Annotated in this window: 15 protein-coding genes; 9 read left to right on the plus strand and 6 right to left on the minus strand. The window is 44.4% G+C overall.

The features are described 5' to 3' along the window. The 5 genes from A136_RS16405 to yfcE all read left to right on the plus strand — a co-directional run. On the plus strand, positions 1-321 hold a 321-nt coding region (locus A136_RS16405), incomplete at its 5' end, for a DUF1538 family protein (RefSeq protein WP_017063399.1). Beyond that, positions 318-1,112 carry a DUF1538 domain-containing protein gene (locus A136_RS16410; protein WP_017063400.1) on the plus strand — a complete coding sequence of 265 codons (795 nt, stop codon included), beginning with the start codon at positions 318-320 and terminating at the stop codon, positions 1,110-1,112. The genes A136_RS16405 and A136_RS16410, both read left to right, overlap by 4 nt. Continuing rightward, positions 1,102-1,452 carry a P-II family nitrogen regulator gene (locus A136_RS16415; RefSeq protein ID WP_017062207.1) on the plus strand — a complete coding sequence of 117 codons (351 nt, stop codon included), beginning with the start codon at positions 1,102-1,104 and terminating at the stop codon, positions 1,450-1,452. Before A136_RS16410 ends, A136_RS16415 begins: the two co-directional genes overlap by 11 nt. Further along, on the plus strand, positions 1,449-1,856 hold the full coding sequence (locus tag A136_RS16420; RefSeq protein ID WP_017062206.1) for a CBS domain-containing protein: 408 nt from the start codon (positions 1,449-1,451) through the stop codon (positions 1,854-1,856). Before A136_RS16415 ends, A136_RS16420 begins: the two co-directional genes overlap by 4 nt. Before the next feature lie 47 nt (positions 1,857-1,903). Next, on the plus strand, positions 1,904-2,449 hold the full coding sequence (yfcE, locus tag A136_RS16425) for a phosphodiesterase (protein ID WP_017063401.1): 546 nt from the start codon (positions 1,904-1,906) through the stop codon (positions 2,447-2,449). A gap of 24 nt (positions 2,450-2,473) precedes the next feature. Here the strand turns inward: yfcE and A136_RS16430 are convergent, their stop codons facing one another. From A136_RS16430 to A136_RS16440, 3 genes are all read right to left on the minus strand, one after another. Then, positions 2,474-2,794, minus strand: coding sequence for a SelT/SelW/SelH family protein (locus tag A136_RS16430; protein WP_017062204.1), 321 nt, complete (start codon positions 2,792-2,794; stop codon positions 2,474-2,476). A 135-nt stretch (positions 2,795-2,929) separates the two neighbouring features. After that, positions 2,930-3,445: a regulatory protein ToxS gene (locus A136_RS16435; protein ID WP_017063402.1), complete on the minus strand. Its 516-nt coding sequence runs from the start codon at positions 3,443-3,445 to the stop codon at positions 2,930-2,932. A 1-nt stretch (position 3,446) separates the two neighbouring features. Beyond that, complete coding sequence (locus A136_RS16440) at positions 3,447-4,358, minus strand: transcriptional regulator (protein ID WP_017063403.1); 912 nt, start codon at positions 4,356-4,358, stop codon at positions 3,447-3,449. 271 nt (positions 4,359-4,629) lie between these two features. On the opposite strand from A136_RS16440, the gene htpG reads away from it, so the two are divergent. From htpG to hemH, 3 genes are all read left to right on the plus strand, one after another. Continuing rightward, on the plus strand, positions 4,630-6,534 hold the full coding sequence (gene htpG / locus A136_RS16445) for a molecular chaperone HtpG (protein ID WP_017062201.1): 1,905 nt from the start codon (positions 4,630-4,632) through the stop codon (positions 6,532-6,534). A gap of 389 nt (positions 6,535-6,923) precedes the next feature. Then, positions 6,924-7,568 carry an adenylate kinase gene (gene adk, locus A136_RS16450; RefSeq protein ID WP_017062200.1) on the plus strand — a complete coding sequence of 215 codons (645 nt, stop codon included), beginning with the start codon at positions 6,924-6,926 and terminating at the stop codon, positions 7,566-7,568. Between the two features lie 277 nt (positions 7,569-7,845). Beyond that, on the plus strand, positions 7,846-8,808 hold the full coding sequence (gene hemH / locus A136_RS16455; RefSeq protein ID WP_017063404.1) for a ferrochelatase: 963 nt from the start codon (positions 7,846-7,848) through the stop codon (positions 8,806-8,808). A gap of 123 nt (positions 8,809-8,931) precedes the next feature. On the opposite strand, the gene A136_RS16460 is transcribed toward hemH, so the two are convergent. Then, positions 8,932-10,329 (minus strand): peptide MFS transporter, encoded by a 1,398-nt coding sequence (locus A136_RS16460; protein WP_017062198.1) that lies wholly within the window; start codon positions 10,327-10,329, stop codon positions 8,932-8,934. A gap of 501 nt (positions 10,330-10,830) precedes the next feature. On the opposite strand from A136_RS16460, the gene rfaH reads away from it, so the two are divergent. Then, a complete protein-coding gene (gene rfaH, locus A136_RS16465; protein WP_017062197.1) occupies positions 10,831-11,337 on the plus strand; it encodes a transcription/translation regulatory transformer protein RfaH in 507 nt (168 codons plus the stop codon). Positions 11,338-11,415: 78 nt separating this feature from the next. Here the strand turns inward: rfaH and asnB are convergent, their stop codons facing one another. Then, on the minus strand, positions 11,416-13,086 hold the full coding sequence (gene asnB / locus A136_RS16470) for an asparagine synthase B (protein ID WP_017063405.1): 1,671 nt from the start codon (positions 13,084-13,086) through the stop codon (positions 11,416-11,418). 235 nt (positions 13,087-13,321) lie between these two features. Beyond that, positions 13,322-14,908 carry a cation:proton antiporter family protein gene (locus A136_RS16475; RefSeq protein WP_017062195.1) on the minus strand — a complete coding sequence of 529 codons (1,587 nt, stop codon included), beginning with the start codon at positions 14,906-14,908 and terminating at the stop codon, positions 13,322-13,324. Positions 14,909-14,939 lie beyond the last annotated feature (31 nt).

Genomic DNA, 14,939 nt, shown 5'->3' on the forward strand with positions numbered 1-14,939 from the left:
GCACTGTCAGTCGGTATCGCTATTTTACTCGGTGTGCTGAGAATCTTAAAAGGTTGGCCAATCCAGTACATGATCATCGGTGGATATATTGGAGTGGTCGTGCTCACTGCATTTGCTCCGGAAAACATCATTGGAATTGCGTATGACTCTGGTGGAGTAACGACATCGACGATCACCGTCCCATTAGTAACTGCGTTAGGGGTGGGTTTAGCCTCGGCAATTAAAGGGCGTAATCCGATGATAGATGGTTTTGGGTTGATCGCGTTTGCTTCGTTGCTGCCGATGATGTTTGTCATGGTGTACGGGATGGTGGTGACATGATCAGTGTTCAACAATTTATCGACACCTTTCTCGGCACTGTGATGGATGTGATCCCGATTGCGATCATCATCTTCGGTTTTCAGTTGGCGGTATTACGAAAGCCAGTCAATAACCTAGCCAAAGTGCTGATCGGTTTCTTCTACGTCATTCTTGGCTTATCACTCTTTTTGATGGGATTGGAGCTCGCGTTATTCCCTCTAGGGGAGACGATGGCAATGCAACTCACCGAGCCAAGCTTTTTGACTGAGTTTAAGATCAGTTCTGGTCTTGCTTTGGTTTGGTTTGATTATTACTGGGTTTACCTGTTTGCGTTTTGTATTGGTTTCAGCACCACGATAGCCGAGCCTTCTTTGATAGCTGTAGCGATTAAGGCGAACCAAGTTTCCGGTGGCAGTATCAGCGTCAATGGGCTGAGGATCGCCGTGGCATTGGGCGTTGCTATCGGTATCTCTCTGGGCAGCTACCGTATCGTTGCGGGTGACCCGATCCATTACTACATCATTTTGGGTTATGTCGTCGTGGTCATTCAAACCTTTTACGCCCCAAAACTCATTATCCCATTAGCCTACGATTCGGGTGGCGTCACTACATCAACGGTGACAGTCCCTTTAGTGACGGCGCTCGGGCTTGGACTTGCTTCAACCGTACCAGGAAGAAATCCTGTCATTGATGGCTTTGGATTGATCGCCTTTGCCAGCTTATTTCCCATCATTTCAGTGATGGGCTATGCCCAAATAACACAATGGTTAAACCGTTTACATACCTCTAAGGAGAGCAAAGATGCGCTTTAAACTTATCCTAGCGTTTGTAGAAGAGAGCAAGACCGACACTGTGCTCGATGCCGCGCGTGATGCGGGCGCGACTGGAGCAACGGTGATTAATAACGCCAGAGGGCAAGGCTTAAACCAAAAAACCACCTTCTTCGGCTTAACGTTAGAGGTGCAAAAAGATGTGTTGCTGTTTGTGGTTGAGGAACACTTAGCTAGGCATATTCTTGAAACTATTGGCGAAGTCGGCGAGTTTGACCAGGAGTCAGGACAAGGTATAGCGGTGCAGATCGATATCGAAGACGCAGTCGGGGTTGCGCATCAAGTCGAGACGTTAACAAAGGTTGTGGAGGATGAGCTATGAGTACCAGTGAAAAGATCCGAGTAGGCGATGTCATGGCCAATACGTATGTGATTATCGATGGGCTAACCACGGTGTTAGAAGCGATAGAGATGGCTAAAAAGCACAAAGTGAAGGCAATCATTGTCGATAAACGCCACGAAGATGACGAATACGGTATCGTATTGATGAATGACATTGCCAAGAAAGTACTGGCTAAGAACCGATCTCCAAAGCGAACCAATGTTTATGAGATCATGACCAAGCCAGCGCTAAGCGTGTCTGCTGAGATGAACGTAAAGTATTGCGCTCGCCTGTTTGAACGCTTTGGTATCAGTCGTGCGCCAGTAGTTCGTGATAACAAGATAGTCGGTATGGTTAGTTACAATAATATCGTGATCAATGGTATGGCGAGAGATGACGTGTAGCATTTAGATACGTACAATAGGCTCATAAATTTTATGGAGAAGTACGTGTGAAATTATTTTTTGCTTCAGACCTACACGGTTCGCTGCCAGCAACAGAAAAGGTATTAGAACTCTACCAAGCATCTGGTGCGCAATATTTAGTTCTATTGGGTGACATTCTGAATCATGGACCAAGAAATCCGATTCCAGAAGGATACAACCCGCCGGCGGTTGCAGATAAGTTGAATGCGTTTTCTCAAGAGATCATTGCCGTTCGTGGTAACTGCGATAGCGAAGTGGATCAGATGTTGTTGTCTTTTCCAATGATGATGGATTACTCGTGGGTGCTATTAGGATCAGGCCAGCGTATCTTCCTAACGCATGGCCATTTGTACAACACCAATAAACGCCCTGCGTTGAAGGCGGGCGATATCATTGCACACGGTCATACCCATATTCCTGTCGCCGAATACCAAGATGACATCTTTATCTTTAACCCTAGCTCGGTGACATTCCCACGAGAGGGACACGCGGCAAGCTATGGCATCTATGAAAACAATACCTTCAAAGTCATTAGCCTTGAAGGTGATGTTCTCGTGAGTGGTCAGCTTTAAATCATTGGATCGGCTGTGAAAGGCTTATTTTGAGTCCACGTGGCCGAGATCTCTGTCTGGAGCAATGATGTTTCGTACTCTTTGCTTCAGAACTTTCGCCTCTGGAAAACCGTCATCTGCTTTTCTTTCCCAAATCTGCACACCATTACAAAAGATTTCGAACCTGCCTCCTGTGTCTGGGTGTAAGCTCACTTGTTCAATTTCTTCGCTGAAGGTATGCAGTAGCTCTTGGCATAACCAACTAGAGCGAAGCATCCAATTGCATTGACGGCAATAGTGTATCGCGATTGTGGCTTTTGTTGCTGTCTCTTTCGCTGGCGCCAGATTAGGTTGTTCCGTTTTCATGGTTAATCCTTAAAATGCTACATCCGTAATTTGATACCAACGGCTAACAAAAAAGGGGCTTCATGCCCCTTTTTTCTATTGGTTTACCGTTTCATGGTATTCAGCTATTCATAAACAGTAAATAGCGATCCAATCTTAGTTTGAAAACAATACGGTAGAACCATGATTTAAGCTAGTCAGTAGCAGTGCCTTCGGGTTAACAATATCTATGCGGCGGCTTTGCTCTGCGTCCATCTTAATGACTTGAGTGATCAGCTCTAGCTGTTCTTCTGAAAAGTCTTGGCGCTGAGCCGAGGTCACATCTTTAAACTCCGTTGGCGAAACCAGTAAGTAGTTATCGTTAATATCCCACTGACCCGTTTCAGAGATGTTGATGACATTCGCAGGCTCAGTTTGATTACCGTAAAGTCTAACCACTGACATTCTTAAATATGTACCATTTGGTAGGTATTTCGCATTCGATGATAGTTCAACTCTACGAAGTGGGCCGATTGAGTCAGCTTGCTTGTTATCGCTAATCAGCGTCACCATTCTCGACTGCCATTCATGCTGAGTGAGCAAGCGCTCTACTTTTGCATTGCTGCTCCAATATAGCCAACCACTCAAAAATGCCGATAGAACCAGTAAGATAATCGATACTTTTAATTTCATGTTACTTACCACCGTTACAAATGTCGTTTACATCCGACTGGTTTGCGTAAATTCTTAGGGTTACATTTTCGCTCGAGTAATCTTGCGGGTGAATGTAATTGAGGGCAAGGTTATTGGTTTGTCCTCCTGTAGCGATCACTTCAGCCGGCTTTAACACACCAGTGTGACTCGTGTTGTAACTTAATACACACTTTTCTATTGCTGGCAGCCAACTGCTGAGGTCTGGGTGGTTAACCGGTGATTGAACCTTTACACCATCCACTTCAGTCAAAACCGTGAACTCGGACTCCACCGGGGTAGTAAACGTTAAAACGAGAATCGGCATGATGAAAGCGGCAAGCAGTAACCAAAATGTTAACCATTTATTGGTGCTTTTAGCCGGAGCTACAACAGGAGCGGTTGCTGGTTCTACTGCCACTTTAGTTTGTTGAACTTTTGTAATTGGCTCAGGTTCAAATGTGTCAGTGATTGCTTGTTCAGTCGCTGCAGGCGTTGCAAACGTTAGGATAGGTTCAACGTCATTTTCTGCAATTTCAGCGGCTACTGGCTGATCATTTGATGACAGTGGCGCAGAGCGCTCAACGGTCGCAATAAATTGGTAACCGCGCTTCGGTACTGTCTTTACGAATTCAGGAGATTTAGTCGAGTCTTTGAGCATCTTTCTCAGAGTCGATACGGCTTGCGTTAAGCTTGAGTCATCCACCTCAAAGCCTTGGTCTCGCCAAACATACTCATGCAATTCATTACGAGTGATAACTTCATTAGGCCTTTCTGACAGCATCAAGAGAATGCGGCTTTCATTGCTACCAAGACGTACGACTTCACCGTCGCTCATTTGATCGACAAGTGAATTGCTGTTTGGGTCGAATACGAACCGTTGTGCGAGAATAAACTTTGTGCCGATATTACTCATTGAATTCTTCTATTTTGGATTGTTTTGGGGGGCGAAATAGACAAATCTCAGGTGAAGTTCCGTTAATTCTTCACCAAATCATGGCTTATTTTATGTTCTTTTATATTTATCAGGCTCAAGGATAATAAAAACAGATAAAAAAAACAGTGTTTTTATGATTTTTGACCTTGAATTTACATTTGTCATCCTCATGTTAATGTACAGAAGAGTGGCATCAAGTGTTACGCCCCTATGATTATTCAACATAAAGTATAGATGTTTTGGAGTAAAAATGAGCGAAACGGCAACGCAAAATAAAGAGACTCGTGGCTTTCAATCTGAAGTAAAACAACTACTTCATCTAATGATTCACTCACTGTATTCAAATAAAGAAATCTTTCTACGTGAGCTGATCTCTAACGCATCTGACGCGGCTGATAAGCTTCGTTTTCAAGCTCTATCGAACGGTGACCTTTACCAAGGTGATGCAGATCTAGGTGTAAAACTTTCTTTCAACGCGGAAGCAAACACGTTAACCATTTCTGATAACGGTATCGGTATGAGCCGCGACAACGTTATTGAGCATTTAGGTACGATTGCTAAGTCAGGCACTGCAGATTTTTTCTCAAAGCTGTCTGAAGACCAAAGCAAAGACTCTCAACTGATTGGTCAATTTGGTGTGGGTTTCTATTCTGCATTCATCGTCGCAGACGCGGTAACGGTTCGCACACGTGCAGCTGGCCTGCCGAACAATGAAGCTGTTCAGTGGCACTCTGCAGGTGAAGGCGATTACACAATCGAAGACATCACTAAAGAGTCTCGTGGTACTGACATCGTTCTGCACATGCGTGAAGACGGTAAAGAGTTCTTAAATGAGTGGCGTCTGCGTGAAGTGATTGGTAAATATTCTGACCACATCGGTATTCCTGTTTCTATCTTCACAGCAGTGAAAGATGACGAAGGTAAAGACACCGAAGAGAAACATTGGGAACAGATCAATAAGGCGCAAGCGCTTTGGACTCGCAACAAATCTGATATCGAGAAAGAAGAGTACCAAGAGTTTTACAAGCACGTATCTCACGACTTTGCTGATCCACTAACCTGGAGCCACAACAAGGTTGAAGGTAAGAACGATTACACAAGCCTGCTTTACATCCCAGCGAAAGCACCTTGGGACATGATGAACCGTGACCACAAGAGTGGCTTGAAACTTTACGTGCAGCGTGTATTCATCATGGATGACGCAGAGCAGTTCATGCCATCTTACATGCGTTTCGTTCGTGGCTTGATTGACTCAAACGATCTGCCATTGAACGTGTCTCGTGAAATCCTGCAAGACAACAAGGTAACTCAGTCTCTTCGTGGCGCATGTACCAAGCGTGTACTGACTATGCTTGAGCGCATGGCGAAGAATGACAATGATAAGTACCTAGAGTTTTGGAAAGAGTTCGGCCTAGTATTGAAAGAAGGCCCGGCTGAAGATATGGCGAACAAAGAGAAGATCGCTGGTCTACTTCGTTTCTCGTCAACGGAAGTGGATTCTGCTGAACAAACCATCAGCCTAGAATCTTACGTTGAGCGCATGAAAGAAGGCCAAGATAAGATTTACTACCTGACAGCAGATAGCTACGCCGCCGCTAAGAACAGCCCACACTTGGAGCAGTTCAAAGCTAAAGGTATTGAAGTGGTTCTAATGTACGATCGTATTGATGAGTACGTAATGAACTACCTGACTGACTTCGACGGTAAACAGTTCCAATCGATCACTAAAGCAGGCTTAGACCTAAGCAAGTTTGAAGGTGAAGAAGAGAAAGAGAAGCAAAAAGAGACAGAAGAAGAGTTCAAATCTGTTGTTGAGCGTACTCAATCTTACCTAGGTGGTCGTGTTAAAGAAGTTCGTACGACCTTCAAGCTAGCAACGACACCTGCGGTTGTTGTGACTGACGACTTCGAAATGGGCACGCAAATGGCGAAGCTTCTTGAAGCTGCGGGTCAAGCGGCACCGGAAGTGAAGTACATCTTCGAGATTAACCCTGAGCACGCACTGGTTAAACAGATGGCTGACGAAGCAGACGAGCAAGCGTTTGGTCGTTGGGTTGAGTTGCTACTTGGTCAAGCGATGCTGGCTGAAAAGGGCTCAATGGAAGATCCGTCACAATTCTTGGGTGCAATCAACGAGCTACTAACAAAGCGTTAGTCTTTCGACTTTAGGTTAAGCCAACAATTACAATAAAAAGCTCGCAAATGCGGGCTTTTTTTTATGAACGTCGTTGAAAATTGACCTAACGTGGTCAACGTCACCGTTATCGTCACAACAAATGTTGTCGATGCATTCTTTAGTCGTAAATTCAGCCAAATTGAATATTAATGTGATAGAATGCTCGACCTAATCAGCTGGGGCTAAGAAGCGACTATCTCCAGTTGTATGATTTTTAAACGTTATACCGAAACTTACCGTTTTGCTTCTGTTCACAGTTTTGCTTAGCCTCAATGGTTACTTAACGCTTTCTGTTCATCCTAAAAATGAGCAAGAATGGAGGGATAGTGAGCTTCGGTATAAATCATAATTTTATAAGAGGATTAAACATGCGCATCATTCTTCTAGGTGCTCCTGGCGCGGGTAAAGGTACTCAAGCTAACTTCATCATGAACAAATTTGGTATCCCTCAAATTTCAACTGGTGACATGCTACGTGCTGCTATCAAAGCGGGTACTGAGCTTGGTAAGCAAGCAAAATCAGTAATCGACGCTGGTCAGCTAGTTTCTGATGAAATTATCCTTGGTCTTATCAAAGAGCGTATCGCTCAAGATGACTGTGAGAAAGGTTTCCTACTAGACGGTTTCCCACGCACAATCCCACAAGCTGATGGCCTAAAAGAAATGGGCATCGCTGTTGATTACGTTGTTGAATTTGACGTAGCTGACGATGTGATTGTTGAGCGTATGGCTGGTCGTCGTGCTCACCTTCCTTCTGGTCGTACATACCACACTGTGTACAATCCGCCTAAAGAAGAAGGTAAAGATGACGTAACGGGTGAAGACCTAGTGGTACGTGATGACGACAAAGAAGAAACAGTTCGTGCACGTCTAGGTGTATACCACGATCAAACAGCTCCGCTTATCTCTTACTACGGTAAAGAAGCTGAAGCAGGCAACACTCAGTACCTTAAGTTTGATGGTACTAAGCAAGTTGCTGAAGTTAGTGCAGAACTTGAGAAAGCACTAGCATAATTGGCTAACAGCCAGTTTTAGAATTTGATATATTGGAAGCGACCTTAAGGGTCGCTTTTTTTGTTTCAATTTTTAGTACGATACCAATCTAGATAATTTGATTGCACATGATTCAGAACGGTTCAGACCCGATGGCAGTGGCTAGCAATTGAGAGTGGATGTTGTGTATCTCATATGAAGAGTGATTATTCAGACTTTCATTGAGGCGCAATGATCTTAAACTTATGCAGATTAGTATATTACTTTCCAGAAAATCACATATTGGTCTCAGGTATCTATGGAAAATAATAAAAAGCAGGGTGTTTTACTGGTGAACTTAGGAACTCCAGATTCGGCGACCCCCGCTGGCGTTCGTCGATTTTTGAGTGAATTCTTACACGACAAGCGAGTTGTAAACCTAACGCGTTGGCTTTGGTGTCCTATATTACATGGGGTGATTTTACCGATTCGCTCGCCTAAAGTTGCTAAGCTGTATCAGTCTGTCTGGATGGATGAAGGCTCACCACTGCTTGTGTACTCTCAAAGACAAGCTGAAAAGCTCCAGAAGAAGCTAGAGATGCCTGTTGCACTGGGTATGACCTATGGCAACCCAAGCCTAAAGACTGGTGTTGAGCAACTGATGGAGCAGGGCGTTGAGGACATCATCGTACTGCCTTTATATCCGCAGTACTCTGGTACAACCACAGCGGCGGTTTCTGATGGTTTAACCAAAGCCTTTAAGCAGATGCCAGTTATCCCGAGCTATCGCTTTATTCGCGACTACTACGCGCACCCAAGCTATGCCAAAGCATTGGCTGAAAGCGTCCGCAGTCATTGGGATAAAAATGGCAGAGCCGATCATTTAGTGTGTTCTTTCCACGGTATTCCGAAGCGACTGGCTGATGAAGGCGATATCTACCCTCAGCATTGTGAAGCGACAACAAAGCTGCTTGCGGCAGAGTTAGGTTTGTCAGCGGACGATATCACAATGACATACCAATCGCGATTTGGTCGAGAAGAGTGGTTGAAGCCATACACTGACGAGACACTTGAATCACTGCCGAGTAAAGGCATCAAGAAGATCGACATTATGGCACCTGCCTTTTCGGTTGACTGTTTGGAAACGTTGGAAGAGATTTCAGACCAGTGTAAAGAGACTTTCATTGACGCTGGTGGTTCGGACTTTAGCTACATTATGTGTCTGAACGACAGAGATTCGCACATCGATATGATGGCAGAGTTAGTGGCGCTGTATCGCTAACAGATGCTGAGCCTTGATTATGACTTATCGTTAGCATTAAGGCGCATAATACAAATAACAAAAGGGCTGCTCATTGAGCAGCCCTTTTTGATCAGGATATTTCGTTTTGAAACAGCTTGAGAGTTAAGCCGCAGATGTCTCTGTTGCTTGCTTAGCTTTAGGCTCTGCTTCAAGCGTCATGTTGGTTTCTACGCCGTGCATCCATGACACAAGCTTACCAGCACAAAGCAGCAGTAATATGCCACTCACCGTTGCTGTGATAGCAATACCACTGAAGATTGACATAGCACCAAGCTCACCAACGTGAGAACCAACCAGGCCTGCCACGTAGTTTGCCACCGCATTGAAGCCAAACCATGCACCCATCATCAATGATGCTAGGCGAAGCGGAGCTAACTTAGTGACCAACGACAGGCCAATAGGAGATAGACAAAGCTCACCAAGGGTATGGAAGAAGAAAGCGCCGACTAGCCATAGCATTGATGTTTTCACTGTTAGGTCACCGCCTTGCTCCATTACCGCGCCCATCATGCACACAAAGCCCAGTGCTAAGAAGAACAATGCCATTGCAAACTTCACAGGAGAGTTGGGTTCACGCTTACCCAGTTTCACCCAGAACGCAGCAATGATTGGAGCAAGTGTAATGATGAAGAATGGGTTCAAAGATTGGAACCACGCAGCAGGAACTTCAAAGCCACCAATCATACGGTCAGTATATTGTTGAGTGTAGATGTTCATTAGGCCGCCAGCTTGTTCAAAGCCCGCCCAGAATACAATCACGAACAGACCCATGATAAGAATCACTTTTAGTCTGTCGAACTCTTCTTTGGTCAGTGGCGCTTTTTCTTTAGATTTGTTCAGTGCTTTCGCTCTTGCAGCAGCAGGTACAGAACCGATGTTGCCTAACCAAGACTGAGCCATTGTCACTTGCATGATCAAGCTAATAACCATACCAATACCAGCGGCTAGGAAACCTGCTTTCCAACCGAATGAATCGACAGCAGCACCTGAAATTAAGCCACCAAGCAGCGCACCTAAGTTGATGCCCATGTAGAAAATGGTGAAAGCACCGTCACGGCGGTTATCGCCTTCTTGGTACAGATCGCCAACCATGGTTGAGATGTTCGGCTTAAACATACCGTTACCACTGATTAGCAGTGCTAAACCAAGGTACAGAGCGTTCACTTGGTCTAAACCGATGAAGCCGTTAGGTAGAGCCAGTGTAAATTGGCCAAGTGCCATTAATACACCGCCAATCAGAATTGATTTACGCTGACCTAGGTAGTTATCGGCAATCCAGCCACCAATTAATGGTGTGATGTAGACTAAACCGGTGTAAATACCGTAGAGATCGAGTGCGTCTTTCGTTGACCAACCCAGTCCACCGTTGAGGGTAGTGTCAGTCAAAAATAAGACAAGGATGGCGCGCATCGCATAGTAAGAGAAACGTTCCCATAGCTCTGTGCTAAAAAGTAGAAATAGGCCTCTAGGGTGGCCAAAGATGTTGTGGTTGCTTGGCATAAGTTTTACTAATTTTAGGTATTAAAAGATTTTATAGTCATTCATGTATACACAGTGGGATAAAAGTCTGCAATAGACGTATTTTATGGTTACGACAACTTGGTTTATCTAAGGTATTGATATTAATCATCTTTACTTTTAATGTTGCCCATTTTAAGTGTGCTGCAAACTAATTTTCCAGATTTGAGCTGGTTGGTTAATAACCTTTATTAAAGTCGTGTTGAATAAAAATCTTTAGATGCATTGCTCTGGTGTATCATTTTGAGTTTAAAGGGAGTGGTGTGCTCATTAGGTGGGGTATACATATGCTTACAACAATGAGTCTTTTGATCTCTAAATGATCTCTGTACAATGCTTAACCACTCCGACACCTATAACTTTTTGTTGATAAATTGGTCTGCTACGCATTATTTTTCGTTAGCAACGATTCATTTTATTAATGGCGATTCAACCGTTTTAGGCATGTGGTAAAATATCTAAAAATATAAAATGGCTAGTTAAATGAAACGTTGGTATTTGCTTTACTGTAAGCGTGGTGATCAAAAACGCGCTCAGCAGCACTTAGAGAATCAGGGGGTAGAGTGCTTTTACCCTCAAATAGAAGTCAAAAAGGTGGTGAGAGGGAAAGAAAAGCAGGTCAAAGAACCGCTGTTTCCGTCTTACATCTTTGTTCGCTTCGATTATGAGCAAGGTCCTAGCTTCACGACCGTTCGTTCAACACGTGGCGTTGTGGACTTTATTAAGTTCGGTTCACTGCCGCACGAGGTCCAAGGAGACTTGGTGTTTGAACTTAAAGAGTTTGAGAAGTGCTGCAGTAACGAAGTGGAAGATTGTTGTGTTGAGTTTGAATCTGGACAGGTAGTTAAGATTCAGAGTGGCCAATTTGCTGGGGTTGAAGCTATTTTCGATCAGAAAGACGGTGAGGCTCGATCGATTATGCTGGTGAAAATGATCAGCCAAGTCGTTCCAATCAGTATTGAGAACGAAGCACTACAAGCTCGCGCATAACTGCAGTAATAAAAATAGGCTTAAAACAAAAGGCGCATAATGCGCCTTTTTTAGTCTTTAGGATTTGTTCAAAACGCTCTAAGCGTTGTAAGCATCGTTGTGAACGGCTTGTACTGCACGGCCTGATGGGTCGACACAGTTTTTGAATGACTCATCCCACTCAATCGCTTTCGCTGATGAACAAGCAACTGAAGGACCACCAGGTACACACTCTGCCGCAGATCCTAGAGGGAATAGCTCCTCAAAGATTTCACGGTAAACATAACCTTCTTTGGTTGTTGGCGTGTTGTAAGGGAAACGGAACTTAGCAGCTTCCATTTGTTGATCCGTTACTTTTGCTTCAGCCGTTGCTTTCAATGTATCAATCCAATCGTAGCCAACACCATCAGAGAACTGCTCTTTTTGACGCCATGCGATTGAATCTGGTAGGTAGTCTTCAAAACACTCACGCAGGATGTGTTTCTCCATCTTACCGTTACCGCACATCTTATCTTCAGGGTTCAGACGCATTGCGACATCGATGAACTCTTTATCCAAGAATGGTACACGGCCTTCAACACCCCATGCCGCTAGCGATTTGTTTGCACGAGCACAGTCGAACATACTTAGAGCAAGCAGTTTACGTACTGTCTCTTCGTGGAACTCTTTCGCGTTTGGCGCTTTATGGAAGTACAGGTAACCACCAAAGATTTCATCAGCACCTTCACCTGAAAGTACCATCTTGATGCCCATCGCTTTGATCTTACGAGCCAGCAAGTACATTGGCGTTGATGCACGAATCGTCGTTACATCGTAAGTTTCGATATGGTAGATAACGTCACGGATTGCGTCTAGGCCTTCCTGAATAGTGTAAGTCATCTCATGGTGCACAGTTCCGATCTTGTCCGCAACTTCACGAGCAGCGATAAGGTCTGGTGCGCCTTCAAGACCAACAGCGAACGAGTGCAGTTGTGGCCACCAAGCTTCAGATTGCTCATCATCTTCGATACGCATTGCCGCAAAGCGTTTTGCAACTGCTGAAGTAATTGATGAATCCAGGCCACCAGATAGAAGTACACCGTAAGGAACGTCAGTCATTAGTTGACGTTTAACGGCTGCTTCTAGCGCTTCAGTCAGTTCTTCTTTGCTTGTGCTGTTGCCTTGTACCGCAGCGTACTCGTTCCAATCGCGGATGTAGTAGCGTTGAGGTTCAGCATCTTTCGAAGAGTAGAAGCTACCTGGAGGGAATTCACTGATCGTCTTACATACTTCAACCAATGCTTTCATCTCTGAAGCCACGTAGTAGTTGCCGTGCTCATCGTAACCTTGGTAAAGCGGGATGATACCAATATGGTCGCGGCCCACTAGGTACTCGTCTTTCTCTTCGTCGTATAAAACGAATGCGAAAATACCGTTAAGCTCTTCTAGAAGGTCTGCACCCATCTCTTGGTATAGCGCTAGGATAACTTCACAGTCAGAATCAGTCTGGAACTGGTACTTATCTTCATAGCGTGCACGAAGTTCTTTGTGGTTATAAATTTCACCGTTTACTGCAAGAATGTGCTTTTTGTCTTGACTGTATAGTGGTTGAGCACCACTGTTCAAGCCAACAATAGCAAGACGTTCATGAGCAAGGATTGCTTTTTCACCAGCATAGATACCAGACCAGTCTGGACCACGGTGACGAAGCTTCTTAGACATTTCTAAAGCAATAGGGCGAAGTGCTGCGGCATCACTTTTAATGTCGAGAATGCCAAATACTGAACACATAGAACTTCCTTTTAAATAATTTCCAAATCAACTGCATTCAATTTGCCATTCTGGCTAAAAAAAGCAACCGGATGTGAGCAAAAAAATAATATAAAGGGTGTTCTGTTAGAAATTATCTAATTTTTATGTGCTTTTGGTGTGTGGTGTTTAATTGCGGTTGGTTTTTTAAACAAAAACCTCTCAAAAGTGCGAAAAATAGGCAGTTTTGAGAGGTTTAGTTGAACACTGTCTAATACTAGATTTTATTGATATTTGGATTTAACTGTTCGCAAACGTGGCGAGCAAAACCACTACCAGCCTCGCTGTAAATGTTAAATGCCGCATCAACGCCATTCTCTTTCAGTGTTTCGAGTTGATCGGGATATTCAGCAATAGCCGCAATTTGGCCTTTAAAGTTACGTGACTTTAATTGTTCTAAAGCGGTTTGATTACCTTGGTGGTGAGGCATTGCCAAAATCACCAGCTTTACGTTTGCTGTATCTAGAATTCGCTCCCAGAAATCTGGGTCAGTCGCGTCGCCAGAAATCACGTTTCTGCCTTGGCTTCTGTGGTTGTGCGCGGCTTCTTCACGCACTTCTACACCTAGGCTGACCTTGCCATAGCGAGTACGTAATTCGTCATAAGCACCGGTACCAATTCGGCCCATACCTAGAATAAGCACTTGGGCACGACCAGGGTCAATTCGCTTATCACGTCGGTGAAGCTTTTCTGACGCATGCTCTTTTAGCCATTTACCTGACTGCTGATAAAGCTTATGACCAGCTCGGTTTAAAGGAGCAGCGATTAGAAAAGACAGTGAAACTGCAATGGCAACGGCAACTAAGATATCACCCGACATCCAACCCATCTTGAAGGCGAGACCACCAACGATGAGGCCAAACTCGCTATAGTTAAACAGTGATAGCGAGGCAAGTAGAGACGTTCGAACACGGAACTTGAAGCGGTTGAGTACCAAGAAGTAGAGAACACCTTTCACTGGCAGCATCAGCAAGAACAAGATTGCGAGCATAAAGCCTTGAATGGTTGGTTGCTCTGACAGACCAATATTCAAGAAGAAACAGACAAGGAAAAGTTCTTTAAGGTTAAACAGCGACTTTGATAATTCTGAGGCTTTTGGGTGACCAGCAAGTAACATACCTAGAACAAGAGCCCCCAAATCTGGTTTCACACCAACCAAATGGAATAAACCAGCACCGACGACTAATGCGAAGAAGATGCCGGAAAGAACCAGCATCTCACCGTGACCAACCCAATCGAGCACTTTGTAGAACAGTGGGCGTAATAAGGGTAGGGCAAACAGAGCAATTGCATACCACTCAGGTATTTTGCCCGTAGAAGCCGTTAAGAATACTACGGCGAAGATATCCTGCATGACCAAGATACCAATCGCTAACGTTCCGTAGGTCGCATTCATTTCGCCTTTCTCTTGCAGAGTCTTAACCGCAAATACAGTACTAGAGAATGAAAGAGCAAAACCGAGCAGAACGATCTGTTCTACCGACATGGCAGCTAGCGATGAAATACCTAAGAACTTAAAGCCAAACAGGGCGACGGCGAAAAACAGAGTGGACAAAAGGTTGTGGATTGTCGCGCCAGCCCAGATCTCTTTAGAGAGTAGGGTTTTGATATCGAGCTTTAAGCCGATAGTAAATAGAAGCAGCGTGACACCAAGGTCAGCTAAAGTAATGATGGTGTCATTGGTTTCAAAGCCAAAGGCAAAAAGCCCAAAGCCTGCAACCAAAAAACCAACTAATGGGGGAAGGTGACACTTTAAAGCAATAAATCCTGCGATAAACGCAGTGGATATTAATATAAGTTCCATAACTTGTTGTTGTAGTTCCCTAGCTTAAAAA

Origin of the sequence: Vibrio crassostreae 9ZC13 (genome assembly GCF_000272045.2) — a bacterium.
GTDB classification, from domain to species: domain Bacteria; phylum Pseudomonadota; class Gammaproteobacteria; order Enterobacterales; family Vibrionaceae; genus Vibrio; species Vibrio crassostreae_C.